General features: G+C 26.9%; 21 protein-coding genes. 6 read left to right on the top strand and 15 right to left on the bottom strand.

Annotation, left to right across the window (positions count from 1 at the left end; all coding sequences use genetic code 11):
- The first annotated feature begins 106 nt into the window (after positions 1-106).
- On the top strand, positions 107-1,207 hold the full coding sequence (locus AS160_RS05945; protein WP_165146327.1) for a class I SAM-dependent RNA methyltransferase: 1,101 nt from the start codon (positions 107-109) through the stop codon (positions 1,205-1,207).
- Positions 1,208-1,230: 23 nt separating this feature from the next.
- On the opposite strand, the gene AS160_RS05940 is transcribed toward AS160_RS05945, so the two are convergent.
- From AS160_RS05940 to AS160_RS05910, 7 genes are read right to left on the bottom strand one after another with little or no spacing between them, the layout of a single operon-like run.
- Positions 1,231-1,632: a biotin/lipoyl-containing protein gene (locus AS160_RS05940; protein ID WP_165146324.1), complete on the bottom strand. Its 402-nt coding sequence runs from the start codon at positions 1,630-1,632 to the stop codon at positions 1,231-1,233.
- Complete coding sequence (locus tag AS160_RS05935) at positions 1,629-1,997, bottom strand: OadG family protein (protein ID WP_165146321.1); 369 nt, start codon at positions 1,995-1,997, stop codon at positions 1,629-1,631. The genes AS160_RS05940 and AS160_RS05935 overlap by 4 nt, the downstream gene beginning before the upstream one ends.
- 14 nt (positions 1,998-2,011) lie before the next feature.
- Positions 2,012-3,565 carry a carboxyl transferase domain-containing protein gene (locus tag AS160_RS05930; protein WP_165146318.1) on the bottom strand — a complete coding sequence of 518 codons (1,554 nt, stop codon included), beginning with the start codon at positions 3,563-3,565 and terminating at the stop codon, positions 2,012-2,014.
- Between the two features lie 19 nt (positions 3,566-3,584).
- On the bottom strand, positions 3,585-3,989 hold the full coding sequence (gene mce / locus AS160_RS05925; RefSeq protein WP_165146372.1) for a methylmalonyl-CoA epimerase: 405 nt from the start codon (positions 3,987-3,989) through the stop codon (positions 3,585-3,587).
- Positions 3,970-4,884 carry a methylmalonyl Co-A mutase-associated GTPase MeaB gene (gene meaB, locus AS160_RS05920; protein ID WP_165146314.1) on the bottom strand — a complete coding sequence of 305 codons (915 nt, stop codon included), beginning with the start codon at positions 4,882-4,884 and terminating at the stop codon, positions 3,970-3,972. Before meaB ends, mce begins: the two co-directional genes overlap by 20 nt.
- A complete protein-coding gene (locus AS160_RS05915; RefSeq protein ID WP_165146311.1) occupies positions 4,868-5,260 on the bottom strand; it encodes a cobalamin B12-binding domain-containing protein in 393 nt (130 codons plus the stop codon). The genes meaB and AS160_RS05915 overlap by 17 nt, the downstream gene beginning before the upstream one ends.
- Positions 5,261-5,277: 17 nt before the next feature.
- Positions 5,278-6,960, bottom strand: a complete 1,683-nt coding sequence (locus AS160_RS05910) for a methylmalonyl-CoA mutase family protein (RefSeq protein ID WP_165146308.1) — start codon at positions 6,958-6,960, stop codon at positions 5,278-5,280.
- A 210-nt stretch (positions 6,961-7,170) separates the two neighbouring features.
- Here AS160_RS05910 and AS160_RS05905 point away from each other — a divergent pair, with 210 nt between their 5' ends.
- The 5 genes from AS160_RS05905 to AS160_RS05885 are packed head-to-tail and all read left to right on the top strand — an operon-like array spanning position 7,171 to position 12,506.
- Positions 7,171-7,776, top strand: coding sequence for a septum site-determining protein MinC (locus AS160_RS05905; RefSeq protein ID WP_165146305.1), 606 nt, complete (start codon positions 7,171-7,173; stop codon positions 7,774-7,776).
- Between the two features lie 13 nt (positions 7,777-7,789).
- Positions 7,790-8,812, top strand: a complete 1,023-nt coding sequence (locus AS160_RS05900) for a M20/M25/M40 family metallo-hydrolase (protein WP_165146302.1) — start codon at positions 7,790-7,792, stop codon at positions 8,810-8,812.
- Positions 8,805-9,845: a M42 family metallopeptidase gene (locus tag AS160_RS05895; protein WP_165146299.1), complete on the top strand. Its 1,041-nt coding sequence runs from the start codon at positions 8,805-8,807 to the stop codon at positions 9,843-9,845. The genes AS160_RS05900 and AS160_RS05895 overlap by 8 nt, the downstream gene beginning before the upstream one ends.
- Positions 9,845-10,843, top strand: coding sequence for a M42 family metallopeptidase (locus AS160_RS05890; protein ID WP_165146296.1), 999 nt, complete (start codon positions 9,845-9,847; stop codon positions 10,841-10,843). The genes AS160_RS05895 and AS160_RS05890 overlap by 1 nt, the downstream gene beginning before the upstream one ends.
- Positions 10,844-10,868: 25 nt before the next feature.
- On the top strand, positions 10,869-12,506 hold the full coding sequence (locus AS160_RS05885) for a cache domain-containing protein (RefSeq protein ID WP_206528115.1): 1,638 nt from the start codon (positions 10,869-10,871) through the stop codon (positions 12,504-12,506).
- A gap of 49 nt (positions 12,507-12,555) precedes the next feature.
- Here the strand turns inward: AS160_RS05885 and eno are convergent, their stop codons facing one another.
- The 8 genes from eno to AS160_RS05845 form a co-directional block, all read right to left on the bottom strand.
- A complete protein-coding gene (eno, locus tag AS160_RS05880; protein WP_165146292.1) occupies positions 12,556-13,848 on the bottom strand; it encodes a phosphopyruvate hydratase in 1,293 nt (430 codons plus the stop codon).
- 14 nt (positions 13,849-13,862) lie between these two features.
- Positions 13,863-14,561, bottom strand: coding sequence for a UMP kinase (pyrH, locus tag AS160_RS05875; RefSeq protein ID WP_165146290.1), 699 nt, complete (start codon positions 14,559-14,561; stop codon positions 13,863-13,865).
- 52 nt (positions 14,562-14,613) lie between these two features.
- On the bottom strand, positions 14,614-15,213 hold the full coding sequence (tsf, locus tag AS160_RS05870) for a translation elongation factor Ts (protein ID WP_165146288.1): 600 nt from the start codon (positions 15,211-15,213) through the stop codon (positions 14,614-14,616).
- A 64-nt stretch (positions 15,214-15,277) separates the two neighbouring features.
- Positions 15,278-15,766, bottom strand: coding sequence for a pantetheine-phosphate adenylyltransferase (coaD, locus tag AS160_RS05865; RefSeq protein ID WP_165146286.1), 489 nt, complete (start codon positions 15,764-15,766; stop codon positions 15,278-15,280).
- Positions 15,767-15,776: 10 nt separating this feature from the next.
- Complete coding sequence (gene mnmA / locus AS160_RS05860; protein WP_165146284.1) at positions 15,777-16,862, bottom strand: tRNA 2-thiouridine(34) synthase MnmA; 1,086 nt, start codon at positions 16,860-16,862, stop codon at positions 15,777-15,779.
- The gene (locus AS160_RS05855; protein WP_165146282.1) at positions 16,822-17,301 is read right to left on the bottom strand and encodes an Rrf2 family transcriptional regulator; all 480 of its coding nucleotides are present in this window, start codon (positions 17,299-17,301) and stop codon (positions 16,822-16,824) included. The genes mnmA and AS160_RS05855 overlap by 41 nt, the downstream gene beginning before the upstream one ends.
- Before the next feature lie 3 nt (positions 17,302-17,304).
- Positions 17,305-19,263, bottom strand: a complete 1,959-nt coding sequence (locus AS160_RS05850) for a peptidoglycan DD-metalloendopeptidase family protein (protein WP_165146280.1) — start codon at positions 19,261-19,263, stop codon at positions 17,305-17,307.
- Positions 19,263-19,919 carry a DUF2225 domain-containing protein gene (locus tag AS160_RS05845; RefSeq protein WP_165146277.1) on the bottom strand — a complete coding sequence of 219 codons (657 nt, stop codon included), beginning with the start codon at positions 19,917-19,919 and terminating at the stop codon, positions 19,263-19,265. Before AS160_RS05845 ends, AS160_RS05850 begins: the two co-directional genes overlap by 1 nt.
- Between the last annotated feature and the right edge of the window lie 125 nt (positions 19,920-20,044).

Raw genomic sequence — 20,044 nt, 5'->3', positions numbered from 1 at the left:
TTCTTAATTATTATAACATAAAATAAGTGATTTTGTGTAATAATAAACAATATATTTATGTTAATAAAAAAATGTTATAATAAAAAAAAATAAAAGAGGTGTTAGTATGAATTATATAGCATTATGTTCATTAGGTTTAGAAAAAATCCTTTCAAATGAATTAAAGAAACTAAATTATACTATTCAAAATGCAAATGAAGGAATGGTAGAATTTTCTGGAGAAGATTTAGATTATTATAATCTTAATTTAAGATTAAGAACTGCAGAGAGAATATATATAAAAATAGCTGAATTTTATGCCGAAACTTTCGATGAATTGTATGAAGGAATTAAAGATGTTAAATTATCATATTATTTACCAAAAAATGGAAAAATTATAATTGATAAGGTAAGAACTTCAAAGTCTTCATTATATAATCAATCTGTAATACAATCTATAGTAAAAAAATCCATGATAGATAAATTAAAAAAAGAATATAGAATAAATTCGTACAATGAAGAAAAAGGCATATATAAATTTAGAGTATATATTAAAAAAAATAAAGTAACAATTACATTAGATACAACTGGCGAAGGATTGCATAAGAGGGGATATAGAAAATTAGTTAGTGAAGCACCATTGAGAGAAACCATAGCTGCAGCTATGATATTAATGGCAGGTTGGAAAAGGAAACATGTGTTAATTGATCCTTTTTGTGGCTCGGGAACGATACCAATTGAAGCTGCATTATATGGATTAAATATTGCTCCTGGGTTAAATAGGAATTTTATTTTTGAAACTTGGCATAATTTTAATAGTGAAAAATTTGAAAACTTTAGGAAAAAAGCCATTAGTGAAATAAAATATAATGATTTAAAAATATATGGTTTTGATAAAGAATTTAAAATGATAGAAATAGCTAAAAAAAATGCAGTTAATTTAGAAGAATATATACACTTTGAAAAGAATAATATGGAGAGCATTAAATTAGATTATGATGAAGGATATATAATAACTAATCCACCATATGGAGATAGATTAGGAGATAAAAAACATGCAGAAAAATTATATGAACAAATGAGATATTTGAAAAAAAATTATCCTAATTTTAAATACTCAATTATAACATCACATGAAAAATTTGAAGATTATTTTGGTTATAAGTCTGATAAAAAGAAAAAAATAGTAAATGGTAAACAAACATTATATATATATGAATATAAATGAGAGAGGATGACCTCTCTCATTTATTATGAAATAATTATTAACTCTTGATCGCCGTCTACATTATCGCCTTTTTTAACTAATATTTTTTCAATAACTCCATCATAATCACTTAATATTTCATTTTCCATTTTCATTGCTTCTATTATTAATAATTTTTGACCTTTTGAAATTCTAGTTCCTTCAGAAACGTTTATGTCAACAATGACTCCTGGTAATGGTGCTTTAACTACATTTTTTCCAGAACTAGTTACAGCAGGACTAACCTTCTCTGGTTCAACTTTTTTTACTGGGATTTCTTTGGGTTGTGGAGCTGGTTTTTCTGGCTGAGATGTATGAGTGACTGGTTCTGAAATATTTCCATTTAATTCTTCAACTTCAACTTCATATGATTTTCCATTTACTTTTACATTAAATTTCCTAATCATTTTCTCCCTCCTAATCTTCTAGCTCTCCAGGTTACAGCAGGTGGTAACATTCCCCACATGCTCATCTTAGAGGTTTTATTTATATTGTTAATAGGTTTAATATTTTTAATTCTATATGTTTTACTTCCCATAGTAGCAGCAATAGCTCCCATAATAGCAGCAATAATTTCCTCATCATTATCTTCATTTTTTGTAGTATTAGAATTTAATGGTGCAGGATTTGTGTGAGGAATATTGATTTCTTTTTTCACTTTTTTTTCTGTAGAAGATATATATTTAAATAAAATGAAAAATAAACTAAGTATTGCTAAAACTAAAAATACAATTACGATACCTACAAAAGTTATAGATAATACTTCACCCATAATTACACCACCAATTATAATGGAATATTTCCATGTTTTTTGTTTGGTCTTGATTCTGCTTTAGTTTCAGCAACAAATAAACTTTGTATTAATATTTTTCTTGTTTCTTTTGGGTCAATAACATCTTCAATATAACCTCTTCCAGCTGCAGCATAAGGATTAGCAAATTCTTTTTTATATTCTTCAATTTTTTCCATTCTTGTTTTTTCTGGATTTTCTGAATTTGATATATCTTTTCTAAATATTATATTAGCTGCACCTTCGGATCCCATTACGGCTATTTCAGCTGTTGGCCAAGCAAAAACAAAATCCGAACCTATATGTTGTGAAGCCATTGCAATGTAAGCTCCACCATATGCTTTTCGTAAAATTACAGTTAATTTTGGCACAGTAGCTTCACTATATGCATATAATAATTTTGCTCCATGTCTAATAATTCCACCATGTTCTTGATTAACACCTGGAAGAAATCCAGGAGTATCAACAAATGTGATTATTGGTATGTTAAAGGCATCACAAAATCTAATAAATCTAGCAGCCTTATCAGATGAATTAATATCCAAGGAACCAGCTAATACTTTAGGTTGATTAGCAATAATTCCTACACTTTTTCCACCTAATCTTCCAAAACCAACAACAATATTTGGAGCAAAATGCTTATGTACTTCAAAGAATGAATTATTATCTAATACTAAATTTAAAATATCCCTTACATCATATCCTTTTTTAGGATTTGGAGAAACTATATTATAAATTTCTTCAGGTAAATCTACATTGTTATCAAATTCTAAATCTTCTGGTATTTCTAAATTATTTGAAGGAATATAAGATAATATTTTTTTAGTTATTTCTAAAGCTTCTTGATCAGATGATGCAACAAAATGAGCAACACCACTTTTAACATTATGAGCCATAGCACCGCCTAATGCATCTTTATCTACATCTTCTCCTGTAACGGCTTTAATTACTTGTGGGCCTGTTATAAACATTTGTGATGTTTGATCAACCATAATTATAAAATCCGTAATAGCAGGAGAATAAACAGCTCCACCAGCACATGGTCCAGCAATAACAGTTATTTGTGGAATTACACCAGAAGCTAAAGTATTTCTATAGAAAATTCCACCATAACCATATAATGAATCAACGCCTTCTTGAATTCTCGCACCACCAGAGTCATTTATTCCAATAATAGGGATTCCATATTTCATAGCCATATCTTGCAATTTCATAATTTTTTTTGCATGCATTTCACCTAAAGATCCACCTTGAACAGTAAAATCTTGTGAATAAATTGCTACTTTTTTACCATTTATAGTACCTATTCCAGTTACGACACCATCATATGGAAAGTTCTTTTTATCAAGACCAAAATATGTGCTTCTATGTTTTACAAATAAATCTGTTTCAACAAATGATCCTTCATCAACTAATAATTCTATTCTTTCTCTAGCGGTTAATTTTCCAAGTTTATGTTGTTTTTCAACTTTATCAGCTCCACCGCCTTTAAGAAGTTTTTCTTTTCGTTTTAAAAATTCATCATAAATTTCTTGAAATTTTTCATCCATTTATTACACTCCTTTCGGATTATTTATGTTCAACTAATTCAACAAGCACTCCGTTAGTTGTTTTTGGATGTAAAAATACAACTTTTGTATTATGAGCTCCATCCTTTGGTTCATCGCTTAATGGTTTTAATTCTAATGATTTTGCCTTTTCAATCATACTTTTTACATCGTCAACTTCATATGCAATGTGATGCATGCCTTCACCCTTTTTTTCTAAAAAACTTGAAATTTCTGATTTTTCATGAAGGGGTTCTAAAAGCTCTATTCTAGTATCTCCTACTTTAATAAAAGCAACTTTTAGTCCTCTATCTTCAAGAATTTCTTCGCCTGTAATTTCTAATCCAAGAAGATCATTATATAATTTTAATGCATTTTCAATAGATCTTACAGCAATTCCAATATGATCAATTTTCTTCATTATTATTCACCTCACAAATAAAATTCATAATTTTTTTCTTTAAATCTTCCATATTTTTAAATTCAAAATCTCCTGATTCAATTATATCATCAATATTTCTTATTATAGAACTTCTAACTCTTCGTTTTGTTCTTCTTTTTTTTCTAAATTCATATTCTCCACTACTTTTTATAGTATCAAAATGATTATCAATCCATTGTATAATTTCATTAATTCCTTCATTGCGTATAGCGCTTACTGGAAGAATAACTTTTGATTTAGAGTCGCTTTCTAAAGATAATGTATTTTTTAGTTGCAAAATAAATTTATCTGATTCTGGTAAATCCATTTTATTAACAATATACGCATCAGCAATTTCCATTATACCTGCCTTAAACATTTGTATTTCATCACCATTATTAGGTGATAAAACCAATAATATAGTATCAGCAACAAATATTACCTCAATTTCTGATTGTCCTGCTCCAACAGTTTCAATAATAATTTTGTCAAAGCCAAAAGATTTCATTACATCAACTATATCATATATAGAATCGCATAATCCACCAACACTTCCACGTGAAGCAACACTTCTTATATAAACATTTTCTTTTCCCGATAAACTTCTCATTCTAATTCTATCGCCTAAAAAAGCACCTCCAGAAAAAGGACTAGATGGATCAACTGCTATAATACCAATTTTTAAACCTTGATTAACCCATTTATTAACCATTTTTGATAATGTAGTGCTTTTTCCAGCTCCGGGACTACCTGTTATTCCAATTATTTGAGCGTCTTTTTTTGGTTTTGGTAATTTATTAATAATTTCCCAAGCATAATTGATATTATTTTCAACTAATGAAATTATTTTTGCTAAAGCATATTTGTCACCATTTTTAAATTTTTCAATTATCTCCTGCAATTTCTTTCACCTTACTAGTAATTTTTTCAAGAGATGTTCCAGGTCCAAAAACTTCAGAAATTCCCATTTTTTTCAATTCAGGAATATCATCCTCTGGAATAATTCCTCCTAAAAATACAGGAATTTGAGCATTTTTTTCTTTTAAAAGATTTAATATTTTTTCACATAATTTCATATGAGCGCCTGATAATATAGATAATCCAATTACATTAACATCTTCTTCTAATGCGGTATTAACAATATCTTCAGGGGTTTGTCTTATTCCGGTATATATAACTTCCATTCCAGCATCTCTTAATGCTCTAGCAACAACCTTAGCTCCTCTATCATGTCCATCTAAACCGGGTTTACCAACTAATACCCTAATTTTTCCCATTCTTAGTCCTCCTTTGATTATAATATTACAGCTTCGTGATATTCACCGTAAACTTCTCTTAATACGTCTGTTATTTCTCCTAAAGTAGCATAAGATTTTACAGCTTCTAAAATAAATGGCATTAAATTTTCATTATTTTCTGCGGCATTTCTTAATTTTAATAAGTTTTTCTTTACTAATTCATTATTTCTCTCTTTTCTTAATTCTTTTAATTTTTGTTTTTGTCTTTCTTCAACTTCTGGATCAACCTTTAATATGGAACCTGATTTTTGTTCTTCTTCTATTGTAAATTTATTTAAACCAACAATAATTTGTTCATTATTTTCTACAGCTAATTGTGATTCATATGCTGAATTTAATATTTCTTTTTGTACATAACCATCTTCTATTGCTCTTACCATTCCACCCATTTTTTCTATTTTATCAATATAATTCATAGCTTTTTCTTCAATATCTTTAGTTAATGCTTCTATTACATATGAACCGGCAAATGGATCAATTGTTTCAGTAACACCAGATTCATATGCGATTATTTGTTGAGTTCTTAATGCAATCGTTGCTGATAATTCTGTTGGTAGCCCTAAAGCTTCGTCATATGAATTAGTATGTAAAGATTGAGTTCCACCTAAAACAGCAGATAATGCTTGTATAGTAACACGTATTATATTATTTAAAGGTTGTTGAGCGGTTAATGTGGATCCTGCAGTTTGAGTATGGAATTTTAATTTTAAAGCATTTGGATTAGTAACATTAAATCTATTTCTCATTATTTTTGCCCATAATTTTCTTGCAGCTCTAAATTTTGCAATTTCTTCTATAAAGTTATTATGAGCGTTAAAGAAGAAAGATAAATTTTTACCAAATACGTTTGGATCTAAGCCTGCTTTAATAGCAGCTTCTACATATGCAATTCCATCTGCTAAAGTGAAAGCTACTTCTTGAACAGCATTTGCGCCAGCCTCTCTAATATGATAACCACTTATACTTATTAAATTAAATTTTGGTAAGTTTTTTGATCCGTATTCAAATATATCCACAATTATCTTCATTGAAGGTTCAGGAGGTAAAACATAAGTTCCTCTTGCAATATATTCTTTTAAAATATCATTTTGTATAGTTCCCCTTAGTTTATCTTGAGAAACTCCCTGTTTTTCCGCTACTGCTATTAACATAGATAATAATATTGAAGCTGTGGAATTAATTGTCATTGAAACACTAACTTTATCTAATGGAATGCCATCAAATAATATTTCCATATCTTTTAAAGAATCTATAGCAACACCAACTTTACCAACTTCACCTTCGGACATTGAATGATCAGAATCATATCCTATTTGTGTAGGTAAATCGAAAGCTACAGATAATCCGGTTTGACCTTGTTCTAAAAGATATTTATATCTTTTATTTGATTCTTCGGCAGTAGCGAAGCCTGCGTATTGTCTCATTGTCCAGAATCTTCCCCTATACATTGTTGGTTGAACACCTCTAGTGTATGGGTATTCTCCTGGAAAACCAATATCTTCTAAATAATCAATATTTTTAATATCTTCAGGAGTGTATACGCGTTTTAACTCTTCGTTATATGTAGTTTTAAATGATTCTTTCCTTTCAGGAAATTTTTCTATTGCCTTCTTTAAGGTGGATTCTTCCCATTGTTTTTTCTTATTAGAAATTTCATTTAATTTATCTTCTTTAAACATAATACACCTCCACTATATGAATAATTTTTCATAGTATATTTTACAACATTTTTTTTAATTTTGCTAATTAAAAAAAAGCCCATATAAGCTAATTTTATGTAATAATTAAGGATTATCTTTAATATGATAAGAATAATAAATTGGTATTAGTTTTAAATATATGATATTATATTATATAGATATTAATTGAAAATTACGGGAGGTTGTTATATGGCTTCGGAATCTGTATATCCCAAATTTATAGACGGGGATATTATATTTTTTATGGAAAATAATGTTACTCAAAAACAACTTTTAGAAGAGCTTTCCGAAAACCTTGATAAGCTTAATAATTTTTTTGAGGATGGAGATGGATTTTATGTATTAATAAAAAATCCAGAAATGTATTCAATTGTCCCGAAAATTGGAAAATTAGCAAAAGAAAAAAAATTATTTTTATCTGGGGCATATTTTGAAGATTTACCAGAAATTAAAAAGAAGAAAAAAGAATTTAGATTAAGCGGCACAAATATTTATAAAAAACATGTAAGATCTGGACAAATTTTAGATAATCCAGGTGATATAATAATCTTTGGTAATGTTAATCAAGGGGCAGAAATTAGAGCAGGAGGAAGCGTCATTGTTTTCGGAAAAGTAAAAGGAACAATAAGAGTAGGAATGACTCAAAATAAAAATACATTTATAGTTGCAGCTGAAATGGATTCACCATTAGTAGAAATTTGTGGTATTGTATTGAATAATTATGCATGGCCACAAGGACCTGTTTCTATTCATTATGATAATGATCAAATAAATGTAGAACCTATAGAATTATGATGGAGGTATTCAAATGGAAAGTAAAGAAATAATAAAAAAACTGAGTGATGCAGTTGGTATTTCTATGTATGAAAATGAAGTTAAGGATAGAATTATAGAGATTGCTAATGAGTTATCAACAGATTTGAAAATATTAGATGTTGGAAAAGGATCTTTAGGGATAAAATATGGAAATGGAAAAACAAAAATAGCATTATTTGCCCATATTGATGAAATTGGTATAGTTATATCTAAGATTGTAAATGAAGAATTTGTTATGGTTCAAACAATTGGAGGGGTGGATCCCAGAACTTTAATATCAAAAAGGGTTAAAGTTAAGGATAAGATAGGGGTTGTTGGTATGTTGGCACCCCATTTACAAAAACAAGAACATAGAAGCGCTGCTCCTGATTTTGATAATTTATATATTGATTTTTCTATTTCAGGTGGTACTGAAGGTTTAGAAGTTGGAGATATAGGCGTTGTGGAAGTAAAATCTGAAGAATTAAATGGAAAAATAACAGGTAAAGCTTTAGATGACAGAGCAGGTTGTGCTGTATTATTAAAAACAATAGAATATTTAAAAAAATATAGAATTGATGATAAGACTGTTTATTTATTATTTAATCAAGGTGAGGAAATAGGTCTAAAAGGTGCAAAAAGAACAAGTTTCGAAATTAATCCTGAAATAGGAATAGTTGTAGATGTTACATTTGGGAGTGATACACCACAACATTTTGAGAAAATTGAGATGGGAAAAGGACCAGCAATTGCTATTGGACCATCATTTAATACAGAAATTACAGAAAAAATTATAGAGATTGCAAAAAAATATAATATAAAACACCAGATTGAACCACTTCCTATACGTAGTGGAACAGAAGCAGATATTATCCAAATTGTAAGAGAAGGGATTAAAACAATAGGTATATCTATTCCGATTTTAAATATGCATTCTTCTGTAGAAGTTGCAGATCCAATAGATATAGATTTATCTGCGAGATTAATAGCTCAATTTATTGCTGATTATTCAAAAGAAGGTGAAATGAATGAATAAAGAATTGTTAAAATACCTACCCGAGTTAACTGAGATATCTGGTATATCAGGTAGAGAAGAAAAAGTTAGAGAGTACATATTAGAAAAAATAAAAGATAAAGTTGATGAATATCATATTGATGCGATGGGTAATTTAATTAGTAAAATTAAAGGTAAAGATTCATCAAAAAAAATAATGGTTCTTGCACATATGGATGAAGTAGGGTTTATGGTAACAAAAATAAATGATGATGGGACATTTCATATTTCTCCCGTTGGCGGGGTTGATTCAAGAGTAGTTTTTGCTCAAAGATTAAAAGTTAATGATGAAATATTAGGCGTTGTTCAAATAAAGCCTATACATTTGTTAAGCCCATCCGAAAGAAAAAACAAACCAGATTATAATAGTTTTAAAGTATATACTGGGTTTAATAAGGATGAATTGAGTAAAAAAGTAAAATTAGGAGATATGGTTACATTTGATACGAAATACTATGAAAATGGTAATAGAGCGGTATCAAAAGCATTTGATGATAGAGCAGGTTGTTCATGGATGATAAATTTAATAGATAAGATAAATGAAAGTGAAAGACCAGAATACGATACATATTTTTCTTTTGTTGTACAAGAAGAAGTAGGATTAAGAGGTAGTGGAGTTGCTGCACATCAAATAAATCCAGATGTTGCTATAGTTTTAGAAGGAACAACAGCTGGTGATTATCCTTTGCTAGATAAAGACAAATGGGCTACTCATCTAGGTAATGGACCAGCAACATTTTTTATGCATTCTGGTGTTGTATTATCAAAAGAAATATTTGATAAAATTGTAAGTATAGCAGAAGAAAATAATATAAAATTACAATTTAAAATGAGAACAGCAGGGGGAACAGATGCAAGAAGATTAGCAATTACATTAGATGGAATTCCTTCAGGGATTTTAGCTGTTCCGTCAAGATATATTCATTCACCTAATTCTATAATAGATTTAAATGATTATATAAATGGATATAGATTATTAGAGTTATTAATACTTGAAGGGAGGATTTTAAAATAATGAAAGAATTAATAAAAAAACTAACTGAGGTAAATTCACCAAGTGGAAGAGAACATGCAATTAGAGAGGTTATTATAAATGAAATAAAAGATTATGTTGATGAATATAAGGTCGATAGATTAGGTAATTTAATAGCAATAAAAAAGGGCGAATCAGATAAAACAATATTATTTGATGCACATATGGATGAAATAGGTTTAGTTGTAACCCATATAACTGAAGAAGGTTTTTTGAGAATTGAACCAGTAGGTGGAGTTAATCCTAGAGTTTTAATAGGGACAAAAGTTCAATTTAATGGTCATATTGGAGTAGTAGGATTTGAAGGAGAAACAATGGAAGAATATTCAAAAAATATGAATAATATTAATTTTGATATATTATATGTTGATATAGGTGTAAATTCTAAGGAAGAAGCAGAGAAAATAGCTCCTATAGGAACATTTGGAACATACTATTCACATTTTAATGATTTAGGTGAAAAAGTTGTCTCAAAAGCTTTAGATGATAGAATAGGTTGTGCAATAATGATTGAAGCATTAAAAAGAATAAAAAATCCAAAAAATAATTTAATATTTGCATTTACAGTACAAGAAGAAGTAGGGTTAATTGGTGCTACGGTAGCTGGTTATAATTATGATATAGATATGGCTATTGCATTAGATGTAACTGCTTCTGCAGATACCCCAAAAGCATTTAAAAGAATGTCAATGAGATTAGATGAAGGTCCATGTATCAAAATAAAAGATGGTTATACAGTAAGTGATAAGTTTGTAGTTGATACTCTAAAAGATGTTGCTAAAGAAAATAATATAAAATATCAAATGGAAGTGTTATTATTTGGTGGCACTAATGCTGGAGGATATCAAACAACAAAATCTGGTATCCCGTCTGGAACAATATCTATACCTACAAGATATATACATACTCCTCATGAAATGGTTTCTATTTTTGATGTTGAAGAAAGTGTTAAATTTGTTTTAGCCTTATCAAATTGGTGATTCAATGAATTCCTTTAAACAATTTTTGTTTTTTTCTTTAATTACGTTTTTGATGATTTTTTCATTTTTTATAATTTTAAATTTAAAATATATAGAAAGAACGGTTGAAAATATAGTAAACCGTTCTTCTCTTTCTGTTTTTAATATAATTAATAATTATAATTATGAATATAAAAATATAATAAATACATTTAATAATGATTTGCATATCAGTACAAAAATATATTATTTTAATTATATTTTAAAAAGTAGTGAATTAAAGTATGTATTTGACAATAAACAGTATATAGAATTTGAAAAAAATATTTTAGAAAAAAAGAGTTTAACCAATTTTAATGGCGAAATAATTATAAGCGATTTTAATGGTAATATATTTTATCCAAAATATCCAAATATCAAAAACTATACTTTATATGAAAGGAATTTAAGTGTATTAAAAAAAAGTACTGATTTAGTTGTAGTTTCACCTATATTTAATGTAGATGGTGAAAATTATTTATATCTATCTTCATTTATTTTTCATATAGATAATGTTCCTATAGGATATATAACTTTAGAAATAAATGTTGATTTAAAAAATTTAATGAGTTTTAATATAGATAATCTTAATTTTTATATTATAGATAAAGATACAAAGTTAATTTGGCCTAAAATCTCTTTACCATATTTTATATATTCTAAGATATTTCTATCAAATAAGATAGAGGAAAAAATTAAATTTAATGGAAACTTTTATTATTTAAAAAAGACAGATTTTGGAAATAATGTATATTTATTATCTATATTTGAAAATAAAATGTTTGAAAGATATTCATTAATGTATTTCTTATTAATATCATTATTTATTTCATTAATATTATTTTTTTGGTTAAAAAGATATATAAAGTTTGAAAATAGAATTTCAGATAATCTTTTTAAAATTAATAAAGAGCTTGAAATAGATGATTCTAAAGATATAATTAAAAAAATAAAAATAATAAAATTTAACGCAAATACTATATTTAAAGAAATAAATACATTTGAAGAAATTGAAAACAATATCTTAAATTCTTTGAAAGTATATGATGATATACTTTTTATAGGATTTTATACTAAAATACATGAGTTATATGAAATTTATAATTCAGGAGAATATAAGATATCAGATGAAATTATCAATATTTTAAAAAATACTAAGGAAATATATGAATTTAAAATACCATCTCAATTACTTGGAATAGATCATTTTTTAGTGATTAAAGAAAATAAATTAAGTGAATTAGAAAAAAATCTAATATTTAATGGTATAAAACAAATGATATATAATTATTATATAAAGATCAATAACATATTAGAATTTGAAAATTTTATGAATTATTACTTTGGATATAATTTTAAAAATTTAATTATAGCTAAGTTTAAAGAGGAATTTAATTTAAAATTTATTGAATTTAAATGCTATACATTTAAAAAAGACAATAATTTGATATTTTTAAATACATATAGTAAAAAGATGAATGATGAAATAATAGAGAGTTTAGAGATTTTATGCGATTTAAATAATATAGAGGTAAAGATTATACAATTAAAAATTCCTAAATATGATTCAAAGAAGAAAAAACTTATTAAAGAAGTTGAAAGAATTTTATCTAGTTCATATGATGAAATAGAAAGTTCATATTAAATAGAAAGTTCATATTAAAAAATGAGGTCTTTTTCAAGACCTCATTAATTTATTTTCTTAAAGAATAAAATGCTTTTAATCCTCTGTATTCAGCAATTTCTCCTAATTCTTCTTCAATTCTTAATAATTGATTATACTTAGCAATTCTTTCGCTTCTAGATAATGATCCAGTTTTAATAAATCCAGCATTCATAGCAACTGCTAAATCAGCTATAAATGTATCTTCACTTTCTCCAGATCTGTGAGATACAACATTTGTCATATTTGATTTCATTGCTAATTCCATTGTATCTAATGTTTCAGTTACTGAACCAATTTGGTTTAATTTAATTAAAATAGAGTTAGAAGCTTTTAATTCAATACCTTTTTGTAATCTTTTTACATTTGTTACATATAAATCATCACCAACAATTTGTACTTTATTAGCAACTTTAGATGTGAATTTAGTATAAGCTTCCCAATCTTCTTGATCAAATGGATCTTCAATAGATACTATAGGATACTTATTAATTAACATTTCATAGTATTCCATAGCTTCATCAGCAGATAATTCTTTTCCGTCTATATTATATACTTTTTTCTCTTCATCATAATATTCAGATGCAGCACAGTCTAAAGCAATAAATACATGTTCCCCAGCCTTATAACCAGCATCTTCAATAGCTTTAATAATAAATTGGATAGCTTCTTCATTTGAATTTAAATTAGGTGCAAATCCACCTTCATCACCTACAGCAGTAACATGACCTTCTTTTTTCAATAATGATTTTAATGAATGAAATACTTCTGCTCCAGCTCTTAAAGCATCTGAAAATTTATCAAAACCAGCAGGAACAATCATAAATTCTTGAATATCTAAGTTGTTATCAGCATGTTCTCCACCATTAACAATATTCATTAATGGAACTGGTAATACTTTTGCATTTGGTCCGCCTAAGTATTTGTATAGTGGAATTCCTAATGAATCTGCAGCAGCTCTTGCAACAGCCATAGATACAGCTAAAATTGCATTAGCTCCTAATTTAGATTTGTTATCAGTACCATCTAATTCTAACATAACTTTGTCGATTAATGGTTGATCAAATACATTAAATCCAACTAATTCTTTAGCAATAATTTCATTAATATTTTTTACTGCAGTTAATACGCCTTTTCCTTTAAATCTTGATTTATCACCATCTCTTAATTCTAAAGCTTCAAATTTTCCAGTTGAAGCTCCTGATGGAACAATAGCTCTTCCCATAGCACCACTTGCTAATTCTACAACAGCTTCAACTGTTGGATTTCCTCTAGAATCTAAAACTTCTCTTGCACTAACAGCAACGATTTCATCATACCACATGATTCTCCACCTCCCTAAGGTTTAACAAAAGTTCCTACATTGGAATCTAATATAGAATTTAATAAACTATTTTTTTCAAAGAAATTTAATACAATTATAGGCATTTTATATCTTTTGCATATTGAAAATGCTTCAGTATCCATAATTTTTAATCCAAGATTGATAGCATCATCATATGATATTTTATCATATTTTTTTGCATCTTTGAATTTTTTAGGGTCTTTATCATATATACCATCAACTTTTGTTGCTTTAATTAATACATCAGCTTTCATTTCAACAGCTCTTAATGCAGCAGCTGTGTCTGTTGTAAAGAATGGATTAGAAGTACCACCTGCGAAAATAACAACATATCCAGCATTAAAGTATAATTCTATATCATCATAGTGAATAATTCTTACAGAGGGTAAATTTACAATTTGAGAAACAACAACAGTTTTAATGCCTTTTTTCTCAAAGTAATCTTTTAAATAAAGAGCATTAATTACAGTACCAAGCATTCCAATATGGTCACCAATACTATTTGTAACTCCTTCTAATTCTCTTCCTCTAAATAAATTTCCTGCTCCAATTACCATTCCTAAATTTATTCCATGTTTTACCACATTTTTAATTTCTTCTGATAAATATTCTAATGATTTTTCATCAAATCCTTTTTTGTCTTCTCCGGACAAAACTTCTCCACTTAATTTTAATAAAATTCTTTTATACATAATATTCCCCCCTTTTCCTTAAAAAAAAGGGTGGACAAACACCACCCCTGTATTATTCACCAATTTCAAATCTTGCAAATCTTGAAACTTGTATATTTTCTCCTATTTTAGCAATAGCAGATGTAATAAGATCTTGTATTTTTGTACCCTTTTCATCAGCAAATACGAATTCTTGCTCTAATAAACAATTATCTTCAAAGAATTTATTTAATTTATTTTCTACAATTTTTTCAACAATATGTGCAGGTTTTCCAGATTCTTTCATTTCTTCTGTATATATTTCTTTTTCTTTTGCAATAACTTCTTCTGGAACATCTTCTCTTTTAACCCATCTTGGTTTCATAGCTGCAATTTGTAATGAAATTTGTTTTGCTAATTCATGGAAATCTTCAGTTCTAGCAACAAAATCTGTTTCACAATTTAATTCTAATAAAACTCCAACTCTTTCATTATGGTGAATATAAGAATATACTATACCTTCACCAGTACCTCTTCCAGCTTTTTTTGCAGCTTTTGCAGCTCCTTTTATTCTTAAGATATCAACAGCTTTATCAAAATCACCTTCAGCTTCAATTAAAGCTTTTTTACAATCCATCATTCCAGCACCGGTAGCATCTCTTAATTTTTTTACATCTGCAGCAGAAATATTCATTTCAATTCCCTCCTAATAATATATTTAAATTCAAAAATATTTTAACATAATTACTTTTCTTTTTTTAGACATTGTTATTACTAATTTTTTTAATTATAGCATCTTCCACATTTTTAGGTACCCACTGAGAAATATTACCACCATATTTTGCAACTTCCTTAACAATTGAAGAAGAAATAAAAGAATATTCAGTATCAGTCATAAGAAATAATATTTCTATATCTTTGTTTAGGGACCTGTTAGCATTTGCGAGTTGTAATTCATATTCAAAATCAGAAACAGCACGAAGACCTCGTATAATTACATTTATCTCCTTTTTTTTAGCATAATCTACTAATAATCCTGAATAACTTTCGACATGTATATTATTAAATTCTTTTAAAGCCATTTTGGTTAATTCTAATCTTTCCTCACATGAAAAAAAATATTTTTTATTAATATTATTAAGTATTGCTATATATAATTCATCAACAACCTTAGAGGCTCTTTTAATTAAATTTATATGCCCATATGTAATTGGATCAAAGCTTCCGGGATAAATAGCTCTTAACATATTTCGCCTCCTATAAATAGCTTTCTATCTTACCGGCACCTAAGATTACCCCCTCATTATCATAAACAACAGCAAATTGGCCAGGAGTAACTGCGAATATAGGTTCTTTAAAAATAACTTTTATTTTATTTTTGTCAATCTTTTCAATATATGCTTCTTTTTCTTCATTTTTCTTTCTAATTCTACATTTTGCTTCAATTTTTTCAAAATCAACTAAAAAATTAAAATCATTAGCAATTAATCCATTAAAATAAACCTTATCAGTAGGTGCAACTATAATTTGATTCTTATCGGGAAGAATTTTATATACATGCATTTTTATATTAGGATTTTTAAAATATGTAATTCCTGTTCTTTGACCAATAGTGTAATTAGTATATCCTGTATGTTCGCCAATAACTTCACCATCTAAGTTTAAAACTTCTCCTTTACTTATTTCTACATTATTTTCTTTTAGAAATCTTCTATAGTCATTATCAGGTATAAAACATAATTCTTGACTGTCTATTTTTTTTGAAATGTTCATATCTAAAGTTTCTGCTATTTTTCTAATTTCATCTTTAGTATATTTTCCGTTAGGAAAATATATTTTCGGAATATAATCCTTATTTATATATGCTAAAAAATAAGATTGATCTTTAGATTTGTCTATACCTTTTTTTATTATATTTTTATTATATTTTTTGGAAAATTCCTGTATAGCATAGTGTCCTGAAGCTACAATATCTGCATTGAATTTTTCTAATAAGTCAATAGCTAAACCAAATTTAAAGAACTTATTGCATAACATACAAGGATTTGGTGTATAACCACTTTTATATTCGTTAATAAAATAGTCAATAATTTTTTCTTTGAAATCTTCATATACTTTAATAACTTTTAGCTCAAAACCTAGTTTTTTAGCTATTCTCATTGCATCATATGTATCTGATGGGCTACAACAAATTTTTTTCTTTTCAGGTATTTTTAAAAAGACTTCATCGGGAATAGTTTTAAAATGGACCCCAATTACTTCATATCCTTCTTTGATTGCCAAATAAGCGGCAACTGAACTATCAACTCCCCCGCTCATCAGCATTATTAATCTTTTCTTCAACTGTATTGCCTCCCATTAATTCTAATTTTTTTCCAATTTCAAGTAAATCAGCTAAAGTTATTTTAGATAATTCTTTCATTAAAACAGTGTTTACCATTTTCCATACATATCCTACAGCGCAATCTGATCCTAAAGTTTCACATTTTCCAGTTATAACACACTCATATGATTGGAATGGTTTATCCAATACATATATCACTTCGCTTAATTTTAAATCTTTTGGATTTTTGGTTAATGCATATCCGCCATATCTACCTCTTACAGAGTCGACTATTCCATGTTCTCTTAACTCACTAAAGATTTTTTCTAAAAAATCTTTAGGTATTTTTTGTTTCTTAGATAAGTCATTTATTGAAACTCTTTTTATACCATTATAATGAAAATTAGCCAATTCATACAAAGCTCTTAAAGCATAACTACTTTTTACAGTTAATCCCATATTTTACCTCCTAGTTTTTTGTCCAACAATATAAACGTCAACATCATAAGAATTTTGGGCAAGTCTAACATCATTTATATATATGTCTAAGCGATTACCTATAATTTTTCCACCAATATCTTCGATTTCAAAAAAACCAAAATTTGGAGAATTTCTAAATTCAGGAATATATACAATGGTTCCTAAAGGTAAATAATTAGGATCTGCAGCAACAGTAACCCATGGTCTAGGAACATTTTGAGATTTTGTAAGTCTAAAAGCTGGATAATATATTATTTTATCATCCCATTCTGTATAGAAAGTTGCTTTAAAGTTTCCAATATATTTAAAAAAAAGTCTCATAGGATCTTTTGGTTCTCCGTTTTTCCAAATCTCAAAATTGAATAGTTTGTCTTTTTGTACTTTTCCTATAACTGTATTTGAATCCACCCATTTTCCTTCTTTTATTAAAATAGATATTAAGTTAGAATATACTGTAATTACGCCGTTTCCATGATCTATTTTAATGTAATTTGAATCATTTTGTGATTTTCCAATTTCTATTATTCTTCCTGGTAATACGGATTTTACATTTTCATCTTTTAAAGGTAAGATTCCTAAACCAACAGAAATTCCAGTAGATATTCTATCTCCAAATCTAATTACAATTCTTTCATAATCAGAAGGCGAAGTATATTCTAAAGGCCAACTTAAAAATTCTTCAATATTATTCACAGGTATTATTATATCTTGACCTACACGTATTGTTCTTGGATCGTCAATATTATTAGCAACTTTAATTAAATCCACTCCATTGTATCCTAGGCCAAAAGCTAAGGCGATTTGACTTAAAGTATCTCCGGATTTAACTTTATATATAATTTGATCTCCTGAACCAAATAGCTCTTTGATTTCTGCATTAGAAAAGGAAATCAAAGCATTTGTAAGTTCTCTTTCTAATTCAGCTAATTTTGTTTTATATTTTTCATCCAAAGTGCTCAAAGGTCTTGAAGATAATAATTCAAATGAGTTTTGGAGTTTAGAAATATTATTATTCAATATATTGAATTGTTCTTCTAAATTTTTAATTTTTAATAGCTCTTCACTTTTTGTTTTATAGAATAATTTTGCAACTTCCCTTTGAGTTTCTGTTTCAACAGATTCATATACATATTTTTTTAAATTTTCTTCATTTATAATACCAGATACATTTTCTTTGAAAATAGAATAATCATTTTTTAAAGAATCTAAATCCTTCTCTAGTGTTTCAAAATTAATTTGCCATATTTTATCTAATGAATTCACTGTTTTTAAAAGAGCATCAATATTATATTTTACAGAATCATCTATCTTTTTTTGTATTTCAGATGAATCTATAGTTAAACCTATAGAACTATAATTATTTTCTAAAGTATTAATTTTCCCTTCAAGTGAAACATATTTTTTATTAAAATCTAATGAAAAAGTTGAAAAATTAGATTTTAACGAATAAATATTAGTTTCAATATTTGTAATACTTGAATTAAGAGATTCTATACTATCATTCAATATATTTAATTCTTCCTTTTTTGCGTTTTCGTTATTTAATGACTGAATATTTTTTTCAATATCATTAATTTTTTTCTCAAATGCACTTAGAATTTCATTATAATCTTTTATTTGCGGAATATCGTTTTTAATTTTAACTATAGAATTTTCAATGTCCGTTAATTGATTTTCTAAATTAATTAACTTGTTGTTATCTGATTTGTCAAACGATTCTATTTTAGTTTTTAATAATGAAATTTCATTAGATAATTCGTTGAATTTAACCTCGAGATTATAGTAATTTTTAATAATTTGTTCTTGATTATTTAAAGTTAATTTTATTGAAGAAATTTCTTTTTCAATATTGTTAATTCTATCATTAGTTGGTGTCATTTGGAATAAAGAACATGAAGTAAATATAAATAAAATTGATAGGAATAACACTATTTTTTTCATTATAAATCACCCTTTAAATATTCTGCTTTTTTTATATATGGATTACTAGAATTCTTATACCTTGATATTAATTTATTAAAGCTTTCTTTTGCATCTTTTTTCTTGCCTAGTCTTAAGTTTAAATATCCTTTGTAAAAATAATACATTATAAGTTCTTCATCTGTTGTTAAATCTTTGAATTTTTCTTCTAAGTAATTTACAGCAGAATATATCATTTTTAATTCTTCTTTTTCTTTATTTTCATCTCTAAATATCCAAGCTAGTCTTATTAAACTTTTTGCCATGTTTTCTGGGTTTTCAATAATTTTATAAATTATTGAGGCTAATGCAAGTTGTTTTTTTATAAACTCAGAAGATTTTTCATATGAATTATCTATTTTTCCTAATCTTAGTTTTGCAATTTTTAAGTATTCTTTTAATTCTTCTTTTTTTTCTTTTTTTATTCTTTTTAAAACATTGATATCATCAGAGAAAAATGTAAAACCGCATTTTGGACAGGTTAATATAGAAAAATTTTGTGGATTAGGTCCCTTAAAATTTGGTTTTAAATCATCATCGTATTTATTAATCACTATACTATCATATTTTACTTTTGTATAAAAAAATGATTTTCCACATAAAGGACAATTTGTAGAATCTTCCCAAAAATCTCCCATTTTTACACCTCTTTAAATGTAATTATACTAAAGATATTTTACCATTTAATTGCATTTTTTCCAAATAATTGTTTTCAGAAATGTTTTCTAAGATCTTTGAAATTTAAAAAAATAGTGATAAAATA

The organism is Marinitoga sp. 38H-ov (assembly GCF_011057715.1).
Lineage (GTDB): Bacteria > Thermotogota > Thermotogae > Petrotogales > Petrotogaceae > Marinitoga.
The sequence above is the reverse complement of the archived record's forward strand: the minus strand, read 5'-3'. Positions and strand labels throughout refer to the sequence as shown.

Excerpts from the sequence above, each read along its gene's own strand:
- AS160_RS05945 (WP_165146327.1), top strand. The coding sequence starts at position 107 with ATGAATTATATAGCATTATGTTCATTAGGTTTAGAAAAAATCCTTTCA.
- AS160_RS05940 (WP_165146324.1), bottom strand. The coding sequence starts at position 1,632 with ATGATTAGGAAATTTAATGTAAAAGTAAATGGAAAATCATATGAAGTT.
- AS160_RS05935 (WP_165146321.1), bottom strand. The coding sequence starts at position 1,997 with ATGGGTGAAGTATTATCTATAACTTTTGTAGGTATCGTAATTGTATTT.
- AS160_RS05930 (WP_165146318.1), bottom strand. The coding sequence starts at position 3,565 with ATGGATGAAAAATTTCAAGAAATTTATGATGAATTTTTAAAACGAAAA.
- AS160_RS05915 (WP_165146311.1), bottom strand. The coding sequence starts at position 5,260 with ATGGGAAAAATTAGGGTATTAGTTGGTAAACCCGGTTTAGATGGACAT.
- AS160_RS05910 (WP_165146308.1), bottom strand. The coding sequence starts at position 6,960 with ATGTTTAAAGAAGATAAATTAAATGAAATTTCTAATAAGAAAAAACAA.
- AS160_RS05905 (WP_165146305.1), top strand. The coding sequence starts at position 7,171 with ATGGCTTCGGAATCTGTATATCCCAAATTTATAGACGGGGATATTATA.
- AS160_RS05900 (WP_165146302.1), top strand. The coding sequence starts at position 7,790 with ATGGAAAGTAAAGAAATAATAAAAAAACTGAGTGATGCAGTTGGTATT.
- AS160_RS05895 (WP_165146299.1), top strand. The coding sequence starts at position 8,805 with ATGAATAAAGAATTGTTAAAATACCTACCCGAGTTAACTGAGATATCT.
- AS160_RS05890 (WP_165146296.1), top strand. The coding sequence starts at position 9,845 with ATGAAAGAATTAATAAAAAAACTAACTGAGGTAAATTCACCAAGTGGA.
- eno (WP_165146292.1), bottom strand. The coding sequence starts at position 13,848 with ATGTGGTATGATGAAATCGTTGCTGTTAGTGCAAGAGAAGTTTTAGAT.
- pyrH (WP_165146290.1), bottom strand. The coding sequence starts at position 14,561 with ATGTATAAAAGAATTTTATTAAAATTAAGTGGAGAAGTTTTGTCCGGA.
- tsf (WP_165146288.1), bottom strand. The coding sequence starts at position 15,213 with ATGAATATTTCTGCTGCAGATGTAAAAAAATTAAGAGATGCTACCGGT.
- coaD (WP_165146286.1), bottom strand. The coding sequence starts at position 15,766 with ATGTTAAGAGCTATTTATCCCGGAAGCTTTGATCCAATTACATATGGG.
- AS160_RS05855 (WP_165146282.1), bottom strand. The coding sequence starts at position 17,301 with ATGGGATTAACTGTAAAAAGTAGTTATGCTTTAAGAGCTTTGTATGAA.
- AS160_RS05850 (WP_165146280.1), bottom strand. The coding sequence starts at position 19,263 with ATGAAAAAAATAGTGTTATTCCTATCAATTTTATTTATATTTACTTCA.
- AS160_RS05845 (WP_165146277.1), bottom strand. The coding sequence starts at position 19,919 with ATGGGAGATTTTTGGGAAGATTCTACAAATTGTCCTTTATGTGGAAAA.